Raw genomic sequence first — 15,262 nt, 5'->3', positions numbered from 1 at the left:
GGTCGCCGGCGCTTCTTCGGTCCCTTGCGTGCATCCGTACCCTTGGTGGCGGGCATCTGCTCGATGCCCGCTCTGACGTTTCAGTTTGCCAATATCGCTTCGGCTCGCCGGAGTTCGTAGCCGACGTTGCACGGTTTTTCGACGTCACGAGAGGACACGTCTTGCTCGCCGGTCCCAAGACGATCGCGAGCGTTCCGGATTTTGCTCGCGCGGATCGGGAACTTGTCGTCGTTCGCTCCAGTATGGATCCCGAGGACACGCTCAAGCGCTTTGCCGGCCGTGTCGTCTTCATCGGCGGCGGTCCACCGGTCTGGGACGCCTACGCGCGCTTCGTCAGCCACTGGGATGTCACGCGGCTGCCCTATGACGGGCCGGCGGACCGCTGGTTCGATGCAAGATGGCTTACGGGGGGTGGCGAAGTTGCCAGAAATCACCGCGACCAATGAAGGCTCGGCTCGTATCGATCTGGGATTATTTAGACCACCTCGCGACCCAAGTTCCAGACCGCATTTTATGCAACTTTACATCGAACACAGAACCGACAGCGGTGCCGCTTGCAATTATTTCGCCGAACGGCGTCACACGGTGATGGTCGTGCAGCACCAGCCCGCGCACAAAACGATCGCGGACTCCTTCCTGCAACTGGTGCAATCCCCGAAAGTCCTGCGGAACCGTTTGCGGAGGCCTTCACCTCGATACCGACGACCCGACCGCGTCGATCCTCGATCACGACGCCGACCTCGTCCTGATCCTTGGTCCGGTAGTGTGAGAAAGACACCCGTCGCTCTGACCACCATGCGAGCTTCAGGAATTCCGACACCACGAACCTCTCGAGCAAAGCACCGCGATCGGTCCTACGTTCTTCGTCTACGGCCGCTCACAAGATTGTCAACAATCTGAGAAAGTTTTGTTGACAGGTGATTGATTTGAGCCTTCACTCACAAAAGTCCGCGTATCGAGTTCTGTCGCAACAATGCGCGGCCTCCAAAGGGGAAAGAACAATGATCAACAGACGTTCAATAATCACATCCGCGGCGCGCGGCGCCGTCTCCGCGCTGGCAATCATGGCCGGCGGCACAATCGCGGTGCACGCCGCCAACAAGGAACTCAAGATCGGCTTTGTCGGCGTGACGAGTGGCGCGGCCGCTGCGTGGGGCACATCCAACGTCCGCTCGATGCAGACGCGCGCCGCCTGGATCAACGAAACCGGCGGTGTGAAGATTGGTGACGAGACCTATGACATCAAAATCGTCACCTTCGACGACCAGAAGGACCCGAAGCGGGCGATCGCCGGCATGGAGAAGATGGCCCAGGAGGGCATCCACTATGTCGTCGGTCCGAATGTCGACGACGGCGCGGCGGCGGTGCGTCCCGTGGCAGAATCCAAGGGCATCATCTATTTTCCCTACGCATTCCCGAAGGAACTCTACACCCCGCCGGCGTCCAACGCCGTGCTCGGCATGATCGCCAACTACCAGTCGGCTCCGGCGATCTACAAATATCTCATGGAAAACAGGGGCGTGAAAAAAGTTGCCTTTGTCGCCGCCAACGAATCCGATCCGCTGAGCCAGCGGGATGGCGGTGTTGCCGCGGCAAAGGCGCTCGGGCTCGAGGTTGTGGCTGCCACGGATGTCTACCAAAACGATACCCGCGATTTCACGCCGGTACTGACGCCGATCGTTTTGCAAAAACCGGACCTGCTGGTGCTTTCGGGCGTCGCGCCGGGCAATGCGCCGCTGCTGATCCGCGCCGCGCGCGAGCTCGGCTACGAAGGCCTGATCTCCACCGAAACGGCGCAGGATGCCAAGGTGCTGGAAGAGGGCGCGGGCGAGTTGGCCAACGGCTTCATCTCGGTCGGCGGCGCATCGACGCCCGAAATCGCGTCCGACACGATGAAGGAGTTCGTCGAACGCTATACGAAAATGTTCGGCGAATACAATGACGAGTCCAACACCAAGGTCTACGCGCTCGAATACATCATCGAGACGCTGAAGGCGAACCCGGCCGCGATCGACAATGTCGAGGAGTTCAAGAAGACGATCGACACTTTCTCGGCGCCCAATCCCTATCTGAAGGACGATGCCAAGCTGACCTATGTCGGAATGACGTCGTTTGGCCAGAAGCGCCAGCTTTCGGTCCCGATGGTGGTCACGGAATACCGCGACGGCAAGTTCGAGACGCTCTTCGTCGCTCAAGTCGATTGACGCAACTGCACCGAAGCGGATTGCCGCAGAGGCTCGAGCATTCGTCTTCAGCCTCTGAACGGCCGGAACCATCCTGATGGAACAAGTCATCGCCAACGGGCTTTATCTTGGCGCGCAATACGCTTTGATCGCGCTCGGTCTGACCCTGATCTTCGCGCTGATGAACGTGCTCAACTTTGCCCATGGGCAGATGTACGTTCTCGGCGGCTTCGTCACCTACACCGTCTATGGCCAGCTCGGCATGCCTTTCGTCGTCGCGCTCGTCGCGTCCGGGATCACGCTGCTGGTCATTGGAGCGCTTGTCGAGAAATTCCTTTTCAGGACGGTGATTAAGCGAAGCGTGCGGGAGGAAAGTACGATGCTTCTCGCGGCGGCGGTCGCATTCTTCCTCGACGCCGTGATCCTCCTCCTGTTCGGCGAAAAGCAGCGCGGCGTGCCGAAGATCGTCAAAGGCGTCTTCGTCTCCGACAGCCTCATAATGCCTTACGACCGGCTGCTGGTCGGCGCACTCGCCATACTGTTCATCGCCTCCTTCGTGCTTTTCATGCAGTACAGCAAGCCGGGACGCGCCATGCGGGCGCTGGCGCAGGACCGGGTCGCGGCGCAGCTGATGGGCGTCGAGGTCGACCGCTATTCGATGATCGGCTTTGCGCTCGGCGCCATGCTTGCCGGCATAGTCGGGGGGCTGCTGGTCGCCATCACCGGCGTCAATTCGGGCATCGGCGGGCCGATCTCGATCAAGGCGTTCTTGATGGTGATGATCGGCGGGGCCGGCGTGGTCAGCGGAGCGATCGCCGGCGGCTTCATCCTCGGCATGATGGAATCGGTCGGCCTGACGGTCCTACGCCAATATGGCGACGTCACTTATCTCGTCATCTTCGCCGCGCTGATGGTGTTCCTGAGCATCCGCCCGAACGGGCTCATGGGCAAGCCGTGGGGATGATGGACATGAAGCGTACACGCAACATCCTCGCCGTGGCTGTCTTCCTGCTGGTCGTACTCGTCGGCGTGCCCTGGCTGATCGAGGCGACCGGTCGGCTCGACCTCTACTACACGCTGACCTCGGTCGCGCTGCTCAGCATCGCCAGCGCCGGGGTGTGGGTGACTTTCTACATCGGCCGCATCAATATCGGCCAGGGGGCCTTCGCGCTTATGGGCGGCTATGTTTCGGCCATTCTTGTCGTCCAGTACGGTGTGTCGTTCTGGCTGACACTGCCGCTGGCTGGGCTATTCTGCGCCGCTGCAAGCGTGCTGATCGGACTGCCCATCCTCAGGCTTCGCGGCGTCTATTTCGCCATGGTCACGCTGGTTTTGACCGAAGTGGCGCGGCTGCTCGCGCTGGCGCTGCCGATCACCAACGGAGCCAAGGGCATGGTCAGCATTCCGCTCCCCGGCGGCATCTCGATCTTCGGGCTGACCATCCTTCCAGATTTCGCGACGCTCGCCAATCCGCGTCCCGCCTTCTATCTGGTGTCGGTTGTGCTGATGGTGCTGTGCTTTGCGGCGCTCTACCGCCTAGTCCATTCGCGCATTGGCAAACTCTGCCAGTCGTTGCAGCAGAACGAGGAACTGGCCTCCTCGATCGGCGTCAACATCGCCTATCTGCGCGTTATCGCCTACGCCTTCTCCTCATTCCTCGGCGGTCTCGGCGGTGCGATGTTCGTCGCCATCTCGCAGTCGATCTATCCGTCGAGCTTCACCGTCACCGACTCGGTGAACTTCATGCTGAACTGCTTTCTCGGCGGGCTCGGCCACGTCTTCGGGCCGATGATCGGCACCTTCGTGCTCTATTTCGGCTGGGATTTTCTGTTCGAGACCGGCGAGTTCCAGTTGCTGATCTTCTCTTCGGTGCTGATCGCGCTGATGCTGTTCCTTCCCAACGGCCTGCTCAGCCTCAGGCTGTTCGGCAAGAAGCAGGGCTAGGACCATGACTGAGCTTCTCCAGATCAAGGCCGTGACCAAACGCTTCGGCGGGCTGGTCGCGGTCAACAATGTTTCCTTCGCGGTCCGCGAACGCGAAATCCTCTCCGTCATCGGCCCCAACGGCGCCGGCAAGTCGACGCTGTTCAAGTTGATTTCCTCTTTCCTCAATCCGACCTCGGGCGAAGTGCTATTCCGGGGAGAGCGGATTTCAGGCCTGGCGCCGCATATCGTCGCCCGGAAGGGCGTGGTGCGCACGTTCCAGGAGACGACGATCTTCAAGGGCATGACGGTGCGCGACAATGTCATCATCGCGCATCACCTGCGTTCCAACGCCAGCCTTGCCGGCTTCTATCTCGGCACGAACACCGCACGGCGCGACGAGGATGAATTCGGCCGCTCGGCCGACGAGATCATCGACTTCCTCGATCTCGGCGCGCAACGGCATGAGATCGCCAGCACGCTGCCGCACGGCCATCTGCGCGCGCTCGGGATTGCCATCGGGCTCGCTACCAACCCGACCGTGCTTCTGCTCGACGAGCCCTTCGCCGGCATGAACCATGACGAAACCGTGCGCGCGGTGGAGATGGTGCGCGACGTGCGGAAGCGCGGCGTGACTGTCCTGCTGGTCGAGCACGATATGCCCGCCGTCATGAACATTTCCGACCGCATCGTCGTCCTGAACTTCGGTGTGAAAATCGCCGAGGGAACGCCGAACGAAATCCAGGAGAACGAAAAGGTCATCGAGGCCTATCTCGGCGCCGAAGATGAGGCGATCGGATTTTAGCCATGAGCGAACTGCTGAAAGTCTCCGACGTCGAACTCTACTACGACCATGTCTATGCACTGAAGGGCGTGTCGCTCAACGTCAACGAGGGCGAGACCGTCGCGCTGATCGGCGCGAACGGCGCGGGCAAATCCTCGATCCTGCGCGCCATCACCGGCCTGAAGAAAGTCCGCAGCGGCGAGATTCATTTCCGGGGCCACCGCATCGACGGAACGCGCCCGGACGAGCTGGTCAGGATGGGCATCGCCATGGTGCCGGAGGGTCGGCGCGTCTTTTCCTACATGACGGTGCGCGACAATCTGATGATGGGCGCCTTCACCCGCACCGACAAGGCCGAAATCGCCAGGACGCTGGACATGGTGCTCGCGCGCTTTCCGCGCCTGAAGGAACGCTATTCCCAGACGGCGGGCACGATGAGCGGCGGCGAACAGCAGATGCTGGTGATCGGGCGGGCGCTGATGGCCAAACCGAAGCTTCTGCTGCTCGATGAACCCTCGCTCGGCGTCGCGCCGAAGCTCGTCCAGGACATCGCCCGCTCCATCGTGGCGATCAATCGCGACGAAAAGGTCAGCGTTCTCTTGGTCGAGCAGAATTCGCGCATGGCGCTGCGCATCTCGCAGCGCGCCTACGCACTGACGACCGGAAAGATCGCGCTGGCCGGACATTCGGCCGAGCTGCTTGGCGACGACCGGGTCAAGAAACTCTATCTCGGCGGGGAAATATGAAAGCGCAAATGGACATACTCGTCGTCAATCCCAACACCACTGCGTCCATGACCGAAAAGATCGGCGAGGCGGCGCGCGGCGCGGCTTCGGCCGGCACCAGGATCATCGCCGTCAATCCGAAGGACGGGCCGCCGAGCGTCGAAGGCTATTTCGACGAGGTCTTCGCCATCCCGGGAATGATCGGCGAGATCCAGAGACATCCGGCGGCGAGCGCCTGCGTTATCGCCTGCTTCGACGACACCGGCCTCGACGCAGTACGCTGCGTCGGCGAGATGCCGGTGGTCGGCATCGGCGAAGCGGCGTTTCACATGGCGAGCCTAATTGCCGGCAAGTTCAGCGTGGTGACGACGCTGTCGCGTTCGGTGCCGGCGATCGAGCACAATCTGGTGCGCTACGGCCTCGCCAGCCGCTGCGCTAGGGTGCGGGCAAGCGACGTTCCCGTTCTGGAGCTCGAAGTGCCCGGCTCCAACGCCCGCCATCGAATTTCGGAGGAGATCGAGCGCGCCATCCGCGACGACCGGGCCGAAGCGATTGTGCTGGGATGCGCCGGCATGGCCGACCTCGCCGCCGCGCTCAGCCGCGAACATGGCCTTCCTGTGCTCGACGGCGTCGCCTGCGCGGTACAACTCTGCGAGAGCCTCGTCAGCCTTGGCCTGTCGACCTCGAAGCGCGGCGGCTACCAGGTTCCACTCGAAAAGTCCTTCGCCGGAATCTTTGCGTCCTTTTCGCCCTCCGGCCGTGTATCCTGATGCGTGCAAAATTGTTGACATTCCCACACAGGATGTTCGATGTCCGGCCGGAAACGCGGTGTTCGCGCCGCTATGCGATCCGGCCGCCGGGACAATGAGACGATGGACCTGCTTGGACCAAAGACACGGGATGGCGACAAGCCGACGATGCGCTGGTTTCCGGTCTATGCCGGCCTGCGCGACGCCATCGTCAGCCACCGCCTCGCACCGGGCACAAAGCTGCCCGAGGACGAGCTCGCCTCGATCTATTCGGTAAGCCGCGCGGTGATACGCGCGGCGCTGCAGGCGCTGTCGCATGACCGCTTGGCTCGGCTCGAGCCGAACCGCGGCGCGTTCGTCGCCCAGCCGACCAAGCAGGAAGCGCGCGAGGTGTTCGAAGCGCGAGCGCTGATCGAGCCCAAGGTCGCGGCGCTTGCCGCCGAAGTGGCAAAGCCGGCCGAGATCGCGCAACTGCGGCTTCATCTCGAAAAAGAGCACGAGGCCCTGCATGCCGGCCGCGACAGCGACGCCATAATGCTGTCGGCAAAATTCCATGTCGGCATCGCTGAAATCGCCGGCCATTCGATCCTGACCGGCTTCGTCAAGGACCTGTTGTCGCGGTCGTCGCTGATCATCGCGCTCTACTGGCGCCGCCGCGACACCACCTGCGAAAGCCACGCCCATCACGCCCTCGTTGATTCTATCGAAAAGCACGACGCAAAAAACGCGTCCGACCTGATGCAAAGTCATCTCATCGACCTTCTGTCGGGCCTTGATCTGTCGCTTGGCGAGAAGAAGCCCGAGAGCCTGTCGGACATCTTGCGCTGATCTCCGCTGTCAAACTCTTCGCCGGAGTTCGCCTATGTCCGCACGTGCTGGGCGTGATCGAAGCAATGCATAGCATGCATCGGTCCATGAGGACTGCTTCTTCGTTCCTGCCGTCATAACAGTAGCGCTCGTTGAGTCCGCGGCGCTGCCCTCCAGCTTCAGCCACTCCTGCTGCCGCACAACGGACGGGCAATGCGCCGATCAGAGCTTGAGGCACGCAGTCGCAGCAAGGATTGGCAAACTGCCGGTTCTGTTTATGCGACTTTGGAAGCACAAAAGGGGAACATCTAGCGGCTTATGTGTTTTCGACGTCAACAGCCTCTGGCGGTCAGATCGGCGATCGACCGGCATTGTGAATGCCTGGAAGGGGCCGGAACCGGACTGTCAGCTTTCAAGATGACTGGACAAGATAGCCGGCCCTTGCGTCCAGCCTCGTCTGACCGCTGTGCGCCAGAAGCGACCTTTCGGACCACCGGGGCTAATGGACGACCTCCTGGCTTTGGCCGGGCGGGCTCGTCAGGGCGCCGCGATAGGTGTACAATTTTAGCCATGTTGGGTCCGGGGCCGGATGATGATCGTCCCTCCATTGAACCGGAAACTGCTGGCGATCCTTGCAGCGGATATGGTCGGCTATTCAACGGCGATCGAAATTGACGAAGCTGGCACCATCGGACGCCTGAGAGCTATCCGGGCCGACGTAACCGATACGGCGATCGCTCTGCACCAGGGTCGAATTGTCAAACTATTAGGAGATGGCGCACTTGTCGTCTTCGACAGCGTGGTCGATGCGGTAATCTGCGCAGCCGAAATTCAAAAAGCTGTGGCCGTTCGCAATGGTGGACTGCCGGAGCATGAGCGGATTGTGTTCCGCATCGGGATAAATCTTGGCGATGTGGCGCTCGTGGATGGCGATGTGTATGGCGACGGCGTCAATATCGCCGCTCGGTTGCAGCAACTCGCTGACCCGGGCGGCGTGATCGTATCGGGCACGGCCTTTGACCATCTGCAGGGCAAGCTTGATTGGCCCCTCGATTTCGCTGGCGAGCAGCAAGTCAAGAATATCAATCGCCCCGTGCGGATGTACCGGCTGAGGCTCGATGGCAAGCCGGCGCGCCGCCCGCTTCTCGGAATGATGCCGCGCTGGGCCAGGACGGCTGCGGCGGCCATCGTGGTGCTGGCTCTGGCGGGTGGAGGGACATGGTGGGTCTTTCAGCCTGCGCCACTGGGGGCCAAGCCGTCGATCGCGGTGCTGCCCTTCAATAATTATGGCGGCGACGAGGCCACCGGGCGTTTGGCCGATGGCCTCACCGAAGACATCATCACCGATCTCGCGCAGTTTCCCGAACTCGACGTCGTGGCACGCAATTCGACGCAAGCGTACAAAGGCAAGTCGCTGGATGTCCGCCAGGTCGCGAGTGCGCTCGACGTCGGCTATGTGCTGGAAGGCTCGATCCAGCGCCTGGGCGGTCGGCTGCGGATCACCGCGCAGCTGATCGATGCAAAAACCGGCAACCATCTGTGGTCGGAGCGATGGGACCGGCCTGCTGAAGACGTATTCGCCGTTCAAACCGAGATCGCCGAGCAGGTCACCAACCGCCTCGGCAACGGCGTGGGGCTGATTCAAGGCGCGGGGCGGGCTGCAGCGAAGCGTAAACGGCCGGACAACTTGACTGTCTATGATTACTACCTGCTCGGAACCGAAAGGATTGAAAAGATTACCGTAGCGGATGAGGAGGAGGCCATCAGGCTGCTCAACCTCGCTGTCGAGCTGGACCCGGGGTTCGCCCGCGCCTGGGTGGAACTTTATCATGCTCATAACATATTGGCTGGCTTCGGTATCAATCCCGAGAGCGAGATCAAGGCGGCTGCCGATGTAGCCGAACGCGCGGTGCGGCTCGATCCGAGCGACGCCGAGGCGCACGCCGTTTTTGGCATGAGCCTCAAAGACAAGGGCGACAACGCCCGCGCCAAGGTCGAGCTGGACACGGCCCTCCGCCTCGCTCCGGGTTCGGCCGAAATCCTGACATTCTATTCCGGCTTTGCGGCAGGCTTCGACGAACCCGAACGCGGCGCTCAGTTGGTCGACCAAGTTATACGGCTCGACCCGAATTACCCGATGTGGGCAACTGCTTTCTACTCCACTGCCTATTTTATGGCTGGTCGCTATGAGGACGCCTTGAAGATGCTGGAGCGCAAGACGCCCGATAACTACGGCAAAGGGGGTTGGGTGGTGCGTAGCAGCTCCTTTGCGGCTCTGGGTCGAATCGATGAGGCGAATGCTTCGGTCCGGGAAACCCTCAAACGGTATCCGGACCTGACCGTCGAGGGCATGGTCAATGAATTCAGCTTGAGCAAGACGGAGCGCGGTCGTTTCATCGAGACAATGCCGCTAGCCGGCTTCCCGGCGTGCGCCAAGACCGGGTCGCTGGCAAAACTCGCCAAACCTGTGCGGCTGCCGGAATGCGAGGCGGGGGAGGCGCAGCCTCTCGGGCAGCCATAGAACAAGCTCGGCGCAAAAGGGAGACGTGAGCCGCGAATCGCCCCGGCACTGGCGGGCGCTGTCGCCGAAGGTTGGAGGCGATGACACATATGGTTGTGACGCCGCGCGAGGCTCCCGCTAGCGAACGAAGAACTCAGGGTCAAACGCTCAAGTGAGTATCCCTACGGTGGAAGCCGGCTGAGCAAGTGATTTTCTGAGCAGTGGCGATTATGTCAGGAATGGGCCGACAACGGATCGGCAGCTTCGAGCCCGTGGATATCGAAAGCGGACATTCACGTCGATGTGGGCATGATCATCATCTGACCCTGAACAGACTGGGAGCGAGGTGCCAAAAGCTTCAACGCCGAAGAGCGATTTAGGTCAAATCAGACGATCCTCATTACGACATCGATGTTGCCCCGTGTCGCTTTGGAGTAAGGACAAATCTCGTGCGCTTCATCCACCAGAATTTGTACCACATCGCGCTCCAGACTCGGGACGGCAATATCCAGTTGGACGCTAAGAAAGTGGCCGTTTTCTCCGCAGTTCAGATTCACCTCGGCCTCGATGCTCATCCCTGCAGGCAGCGCGATTTTTCGTTCGTGGGCCGCAGATGCGATTGCGCTTGCGAAGCTGGCCGACCAGCCGGCCGCGAGCAACTGCTCCGGATTGGTGCCGATGCGCGCCGATCCAGGCGTCGATAGCCAGATGTCCAGAAGACCGTCGGAACTGCGCGAGGCGCCATTTTCGCGACTGCCCGTGGTTGCGGTCCTGGCCGTATAGACAACCCTTGTGATGTGGCTCATGGGCATTCTTTGCTGGTAGCGGTAACCGCCGCTTCGGCGGTTGCCGCGAACTCGATCAGGCGTCGACTTCGACAACGGCATCGGCAAAGGCCTGCGGCGCTTCCTGGGGCAGGTTGTGCCCGATGCCGCCGGTGACGACCCGATGCGCGTATCTGCCCGGGAACATCGTGGCGTATACGCTGGCGTCCGGATGCGGCGCGCCATTGGCGTCGCCTTCGAGGGTGATCGTCGGCACGCCGATGACCGGTGCCTGCGCGAGTCGCTCCTCGAACGCGTCGTATTGCTGCTCGCCGGCGGCGAGTCCGAGCCGCCAGCGATAATTGTGGACCACAATGGCCACGTGATCGGGATTGTCGAAGGCTGCGGCGCTGCGCTCGAATGTGGCATCGTCGAAATTCCACCGCGGCGACGCGAGTTGCCAGATCAGCCTGGTGAAATCTCGTGTGTATTTCTCGTAGCCGGCGCGGCCGCGATCGGTGGCGAAGTAATATTGATACCACCATTGCAGCTCGGCCTTGGGTGGCAGCGGCAGCTTGCCGGCTTGCTGGTTGCCGATGAGGTAGCCGCTCACCGAGACCATCGCCTTGCAGCGTTCAGGCCATAGTGCGGCAATGATGTTCGCGGTGCGCGCGCCCCAGTCGCAGCCGCCAATCGTCGCCTTTTCGATGCCCAGTGCGTCCATCAGGGCGACAATGTCCGCGGCAATCGCTGACTGCTGACCGTTGCGCATCGTGTCGTCCAACAGGAATCGGGTCGTGCCGTATCCGCGCAGGTAGGGAACAATCACGCGGTGGCCTTTCGCTGCCAGCAGAGGAGCGACATCGGCATAGGTGTGGATGTCATACGGCCAGCCATGTAGCAGGATGACGGGCGGGCCGTCGGTCCGTCCAAGTTCCGCATAGCCGACGCTCAGCACGCCGGCCTCGATCCGCTTCAAGGGCCCAAAGGACGCCGCAGGCTCTCCAGTCGTCTGTTGCGCTTGTGCCGGGCCGATCAGGCCGAACTGAGTGGCGGCGACAGCCATCGCGGCGGCGCCAAAGAACCGACGGCGATCTTGGTCGATTTCATCGGGGATATTGAGCGGATGCATTTGGGAACCTCTATCCTTGCGCGGCGATCAGCCGAACGTGAATGCAAAGACCTCCACGCCTGTGTCGAGAAACTCGATCTCGAACTGGCGATCGACGATGGGTTTCGATTGTCGGATCAGTTGGTACAGGCGCTGCTCTGTCACTGCGCCTTCGCCCATTTCATTGACGTCGATGCCGTGAGCCGTGCCTGGCGGCTGCCCGTCGATCAGCACGCGAAATCTCACAGACGTTCCCGGCGCTGCCGGACCCATGACCAGATGAAGGTCGCGCGCGTGAAAACGGTACGCGATGCGGGCATCGGACTTGTTCAGTACGGCGGTTTCTTTCCTTACCGTCCAACTGCCAGACAGCCCCCACTCATTCAGGCGTAGTCGCGCCGGCACGTCGTAGATGTGCGGCGCGTCCAAGACCGCTTCACCGCCGGAGGCAAAATTCTGGGTGCGTTCGTAGCCGAGATAATTTTCCGGAGACTTGAGGGTCTCCCAATCGGCCGCGGCTTCGATGCCGCGGGCATCCACCGACACAGGCTCACGGTCGAATCCGCCGGCGCCAGCCTCAGTCAGCAATTCCTGGATGACCATTTCCGACTGTTGGTATGAGCCCTCGCCAAAGTGGTGATACCGGACGCGTCCCCGCGAATCGACGAAATAGAGTGCCGGCCAGTACTGGTTGCTGAAAGCCCGCCATATGAGATGGTCGTTGTCGACGGCGATCGGGTAATCGATCCCCAGGTCTTTCACCGCCCGGTGCACGTTGTTCAGGTCTTTTTCGAACGAGAACTCCGGCGCGTGGATTCCGATCACCACCAAACCATGCTTCCGGTATTTCTCGTCCCAGGCCTGAACGTAGGGAAGCGTGCGCAGCCAGTTGATGCAGGTGTAGGTCCAGAAATCGATGAGGACGACCTTGCCATGCAAAGCCGACGCCGTCAGCGGCGGCGAATTTATCCACTCGTGCGCCACGCCAAGCGAAGCAAGCTCGGATTGACCCTCGAACTGGTCGGAGGAAAGTCCGTGAAGGAACGGAACCCTCATCGGTGCGGAGGCTATCGGCTGAGCCACATTCGTGTCTCCCAGAAAACTGGCAATCGGAGCCCCGATTGCCATTGCGAGCGCCACGGCGACGAGCAGCTTAATTGCTTTCATCGACGACGCCTTTTCAGTTTCGATCGATATCGCCGCGCAGACGGTTCAGCGGCGCGCTGCGCGCTGAATCCTTCAGAGCGGAAGCTCTTTGCCGGCCTGCTCAGCCACCATGTATTCCGCGTACCAGTCCGGCCAGTTCTCATCGCGCTGGCCGCCGTTGCGCTTCTCGTGCTCGCCGTGGGCCTCCGACGCGCGTCGCAGCGCGGCAACAAGATCCGCTCCGGAAGCGTAGGTCGTGGTGTCGATCCGGCCGGGAAAGCGGGTGGTGATTTCCTGCAGCAGCCATTCGTTGCCGTCCGGGTCCTTGAACGTCGCGAACGAGGAGTAGCTGCGCCGCTCGGGATCGCGCCCCTTGACCGCCGGCTTGCCGGGACCTGTGCGGTGAAACGCCTCGCTGACCTCGGCGCCGTGGCCAATGAGCTCGGCGCGCGCCGCCTCGATGTCCGACACGACAAGATAAAGCCCGCTTGCCGAGCCGGGCTCCGCCGTCGTGACCCCCGTGCCGAAGTGGATCGAGGCAGGCGAGCCCGGAGGTGTGAACTGCACACCCCGGAACGTATCGCCGACGACGAAATCGCCGTCGAGCCGCCAGCCCAGGCCGATATAAAAGCTCTTGGCGCGATCGACGTCCGAGACGGGGATGACCACGACCTCGAGCTTCATGTCGAGCGCCTGCTTTTTGAGGGTCCCGGTCGCAGTTTCGTGCTTTTCGTCACGGGGCGTTTTCATGGTTTGAGACATTTGTCGTTCCTTTCGAGTGAGGTGGTTATTTGGTTTGCCGCAGCGGCCTGAACGCGGCGCGCAACTCGGCAGAAAAGAGCTCCGGCCGCTCCCACGCGGCGAAGTGGCCGCCTTTGTCGACCTCATGGAAGTAGATCAGGTTGGGGTAGGCGCGCCGGGCCCACGTCTCGGGGGCCTGATAGCCTTCCCCCGGAAAGACCGTGATGGCCACCGGCAGCGAGACTTCGCTGGTCTTTTCAGGGCCGGCAAAAACGGGACTGCGCCCGCCGCCGTACTCCCAGTAAATTCGCCCGGACGAGGTGGCGGTGTCCGTCAGCCAGTACAGCGTGATATCGTCCAGCACCTCGTCAGGCGACTTTTCGGGGTCGCTTTTGTCGTAGGTCCAGCCCGAAAAGCCCGGATGCCCGAGCATCCAAGCGGCGAGCCCTGCGGGGGAGTCATTGATGGCGTAACCGATCGTCTGGGGCCGGGTGCCCATCATCGTGGCGTAGGATCTGTTCCCCATCTTGGCGGCCATGCTGAGCGCATCGAACGCCGCGCGCTCCTTGTCCATGAGCCCCGCCGGCGCCGGTCCGCCGGCGGCGAGCACCGCGGCAATCTCTGGCGGTACGACAGCCGGCAGGTTGACATGAATGCCGAGCAGGCCTGCCGGGGCCAGACGTCCCATTGCATTCGAAACGGGAGAGCCCCAGTCGCCGCCCTGGGCGACGTAATCTGTGTAGCCAAGGCGCTTCATCAGCTCTGCCCAGGCTCGTGCAATGCGGTCTGTACCCCAGCCGGTATCTGTGGGTTTGCCGGAGAAGCCGAAACCCGGCAACGACGGCAGTACGAGGTCGAACGCGTCTTCCGGGCTACCGCCATGCGCCGTGGGATCGGTGAGAGGGCCGACGGTCTTGAGCAGTTCCAGCACCGAGCCGGGCCAGCCATGCGTCATGATCAGCGGCAAGGCATTGGGATGTTTCGAGCGAACGTGAATGAAGTGGATGTCCACTCCGTCGATCGTGGTCATGAACTGGGGCAGGGAATTCAGCCTCGCTTCCGCTGTCCGCCAGTCGTAGGCCGTGCCCCAATACTCGACGAGCGGCCTGATCTTCGCGAGCTGTATGCCCTGCGACTGGTCATCGACCGTCTCCCGGTCGGGCCACCTTGTCTGCGCAATGCGACTGCGAAGATCATCGAGCGGCGCTTGCGGCACATAGACTTTGAAGGGCCGGATCGAGCGATCCTCGACCGGGTTGGCGGAGGCGGGCGCGGAAAGGATGCAAAGCCCGAATGCCAGCACGGCCGCCAGTTGGTCGAGCCTCATGGCTGCACCTTCTTGTCCGGAGTGTGGAACGTCACCGTTTGTTTGGTGAAGACTTTGCCTTCGGGATCCACCACCTCGATCAGCACCTTGTGCTGGCCGCTTGGCATGCCAACCAAGATGATGGTGTTGCTCTGACCGTAGTCCGCCCACGCCCAAGGCAGGTCGTCGACGGTGACGTGCAGATGCCCGACCCGCGGAGACACGTTGCGCGCGGCCGCCCCGCCCACAGGCAGGATGCGCAAGTTCTCCACCCGGTACGGGATGAACACGACGCCGCTAGCCAACGGACCCGGAAGCGGCGGCTCCACGATCAGCTTGGGTGCGGGCTCGTTGTCGATGGGAACGACCGTGCTCTGGGCAAACGCGCCCGTGGCGAGCACGGTGCAAACCGCGAGTGCGGTGAGCGTCTTGATGAGGGGGTTCATTGCAGTCGCTCCCTTCGGAGGTTCGCTACGCAGCTATCGCTGGGCGGAAGATGACGAGCGTCCGGCGCGCCATCCCC

15 protein-coding genes and 1 pseudogene are annotated in these 15,262 nt (G+C 61.9%); 9 read left to right on the top strand and 7 right to left on the bottom strand.

Annotation, left to right across the window (positions count from 1 at the left end):
- Window positions 1-107: 107 nt before the first annotated feature.
- Window positions 108-446: pseudogene (locus tag NKG95_RS17475) on the top strand (diacylglycerol kinase); the annotation flags it as partial.
- 65 nt (window positions 447-511) lie between these two features.
- On the opposite strand, the gene NKG95_RS17470 reads toward NKG95_RS17475, so the two are convergent.
- The gene (locus NKG95_RS17470) at window positions 512-820 is read right to left on the bottom strand and encodes a DUF4143 domain-containing protein (RefSeq protein ID WP_352847471.1); all 309 of its coding nucleotides are present in this window, start codon (window positions 818-820) and stop codon (window positions 512-514) included.
- A 181-nt stretch (window positions 821-1,001) separates the two neighbouring features.
- Between NKG95_RS17470 and NKG95_RS17465 the strand changes: the two genes are divergently transcribed.
- From NKG95_RS17465 to NKG95_RS17430, 8 genes are all read left to right on the top strand, one after another.
- Entirely contained in the window at window positions 1,002-2,204 is a 1,203-nt protein-coding gene (locus NKG95_RS17465) for an ABC transporter substrate-binding protein (RefSeq protein WP_353001297.1), read from the top strand.
- Window positions 2,205-2,280: 76 nt separating this feature from the next.
- On the top strand, window positions 2,281-3,147 hold the full coding sequence (locus NKG95_RS17460; protein ID WP_352466754.1) for a branched-chain amino acid ABC transporter permease: 867 nt from the start codon (window positions 2,281-2,283) through the stop codon (window positions 3,145-3,147).
- Between the two features lie 5 nt (window positions 3,148-3,152).
- Entirely contained in the window at window positions 3,153-4,127 is a 975-nt protein-coding gene (locus NKG95_RS17455; protein ID WP_292659991.1) for a branched-chain amino acid ABC transporter permease, read from the top strand.
- Between the two features lie 4 nt (window positions 4,128-4,131).
- Complete coding sequence (locus NKG95_RS17450) at window positions 4,132-4,911, top strand: ABC transporter ATP-binding protein (RefSeq protein WP_353041671.1); 780 nt, start codon at window positions 4,132-4,134, stop codon at window positions 4,909-4,911.
- Window positions 4,912-4,913: 2 nt separating this feature from the next.
- Window positions 4,914-5,636: an ABC transporter ATP-binding protein gene (locus NKG95_RS17445; RefSeq protein ID WP_292659994.1), complete on the top strand. Its 723-nt coding sequence runs from the start codon at window positions 4,914-4,916 to the stop codon at window positions 5,634-5,636.
- 8 nt (window positions 5,637-5,644) lie between these two features.
- Window positions 5,645-6,385, top strand: a complete 741-nt coding sequence (locus tag NKG95_RS17440; protein WP_353041669.1) for an aspartate/glutamate racemase family protein — start codon at window positions 5,645-5,647, stop codon at window positions 6,383-6,385.
- Window positions 6,386-6,487: 102 nt separating this feature from the next.
- Entirely contained in the window at window positions 6,488-7,192 is a 705-nt protein-coding gene (locus NKG95_RS17435; protein ID WP_023722328.1) for a GntR family transcriptional regulator, read from the top strand.
- A gap of 571 nt (window positions 7,193-7,763) precedes the next feature.
- Window positions 7,764-9,692, top strand: coding sequence for an adenylate/guanylate cyclase domain-containing protein (locus tag NKG95_RS17430; RefSeq protein WP_352484987.1), 1,929 nt, complete (start codon window positions 7,764-7,766; stop codon window positions 9,690-9,692).
- A 365-nt stretch (window positions 9,693-10,057) separates the two neighbouring features.
- Here the strand turns inward: NKG95_RS17430 and NKG95_RS17425 are convergent, their stop codons facing one another.
- From NKG95_RS17425 to NKG95_RS17400, 6 genes are all read right to left on the bottom strand, one after another.
- Window positions 10,058-10,477 (bottom strand): Ohr family peroxiredoxin, encoded by a 420-nt coding sequence (locus NKG95_RS17425; protein WP_353041667.1) that lies wholly within the window; start codon window positions 10,475-10,477, stop codon window positions 10,058-10,060.
- Between the two features lie 55 nt (window positions 10,478-10,532).
- Window positions 10,533-11,501: an alpha/beta fold hydrolase gene (locus tag NKG95_RS17420; RefSeq protein ID WP_502895824.1), complete on the bottom strand. Its 969-nt coding sequence runs from the start codon at window positions 11,499-11,501 to the stop codon at window positions 10,533-10,535.
- Between the two features lie 93 nt (window positions 11,502-11,594).
- Window positions 11,595-12,713 (bottom strand): redoxin domain-containing protein, encoded by a 1,119-nt coding sequence (locus NKG95_RS17415; protein WP_353041666.1) that lies wholly within the window; start codon window positions 12,711-12,713, stop codon window positions 11,595-11,597.
- 72 nt (window positions 12,714-12,785) lie between these two features.
- The gene (locus NKG95_RS17410) at window positions 12,786-13,442 is read right to left on the bottom strand and encodes a VOC family protein (RefSeq protein WP_031195072.1); all 657 of its coding nucleotides are present in this window, start codon (window positions 13,440-13,442) and stop codon (window positions 12,786-12,788) included.
- A gap of 37 nt (window positions 13,443-13,479) precedes the next feature.
- On the bottom strand, window positions 13,480-14,760 hold the full coding sequence (locus NKG95_RS17405) for an epoxide hydrolase family protein (protein WP_353041664.1): 1,281 nt from the start codon (window positions 14,758-14,760) through the stop codon (window positions 13,480-13,482).
- On the bottom strand, window positions 14,757-15,185 hold the full coding sequence (locus tag NKG95_RS17400; RefSeq protein ID WP_352591189.1) for a DUF6130 family protein: 429 nt from the start codon (window positions 15,183-15,185) through the stop codon (window positions 14,757-14,759). Before NKG95_RS17400 ends, NKG95_RS17405 begins: the two co-directional genes overlap by 4 nt.
- Window positions 15,186-15,262 lie beyond the last annotated feature (77 nt).

Source organism: Mesorhizobium sp. M1423, from assembly GCF_040317575.1.
Classification (GTDB): domain Bacteria; phylum Pseudomonadota; class Alphaproteobacteria; order Rhizobiales; family Rhizobiaceae; genus Mesorhizobium.
The sequence above is the reverse complement of the archived record's forward strand: the minus strand, read 5'-3'. Positions and strand labels throughout refer to the sequence as shown.

Bases quoted from the DNA above. Each gene is read 5' to 3' on its own strand.
- NKG95_RS17405 (WP_353041664.1), bottom strand. From the start codon at position 14,760: ATGAGGCTCGACCAACTGGCGGCCGTGCTGGCATTCGGGCTTTGCATC.
- NKG95_RS17420 (WP_502895824.1), bottom strand. From the start codon at position 11,501: ATGGCTGTCGCCGCCACTCAGTTCGGCCTGATCGGCCCGGCACAAGCG.
- NKG95_RS17455 (WP_292659991.1), top strand. From the start codon at position 3,153: ATGAAGCGTACACGCAACATCCTCGCCGTGGCTGTCTTCCTGCTGGTC.
- NKG95_RS17445 (WP_292659994.1), top strand. From the start codon at position 4,914: ATGAGCGAACTGCTGAAAGTCTCCGACGTCGAACTCTACTACGACCAT.
- NKG95_RS17450 (WP_353041671.1), top strand. From the start codon at position 4,132: ATGACTGAGCTTCTCCAGATCAAGGCCGTGACCAAACGCTTCGGCGGG.
- NKG95_RS17430 (WP_352484987.1), top strand. From the start codon at position 7,764: ATGATCGTCCCTCCATTGAACCGGAAACTGCTGGCGATCCTTGCAGCG.
- NKG95_RS17415 (WP_353041666.1), bottom strand. From the start codon at position 12,713: ATGAAAGCAATTAAGCTGCTCGTCGCCGTGGCGCTCGCAATGGCAATC.
- NKG95_RS17460 (WP_352466754.1), top strand. From the start codon at position 2,281: ATGGAACAAGTCATCGCCAACGGGCTTTATCTTGGCGCGCAATACGCT.
- NKG95_RS17440 (WP_353041669.1), top strand. From the start codon at position 5,645: ATGGACATACTCGTCGTCAATCCCAACACCACTGCGTCCATGACCGAA.
- NKG95_RS17465 (WP_353001297.1), top strand. From the start codon at position 1,002: ATGATCAACAGACGTTCAATAATCACATCCGCGGCGCGCGGCGCCGTC.
- NKG95_RS17435 (WP_023722328.1), top strand. From the start codon at position 6,488: ATGGACCTGCTTGGACCAAAGACACGGGATGGCGACAAGCCGACGATG.
- NKG95_RS17400 (WP_352591189.1), bottom strand. From the start codon at position 15,185: ATGAACCCCCTCATCAAGACGCTCACCGCACTCGCGGTTTGCACCGTG.
- NKG95_RS17425 (WP_353041667.1), bottom strand. From the start codon at position 10,477: ATGAGCCACATCACAAGGGTTGTCTATACGGCCAGGACCGCAACCACG.
- NKG95_RS17410 (WP_031195072.1), bottom strand. From the start codon at position 13,442: ATGAAAACGCCCCGTGACGAAAAGCACGAAACTGCGACCGGGACCCTC.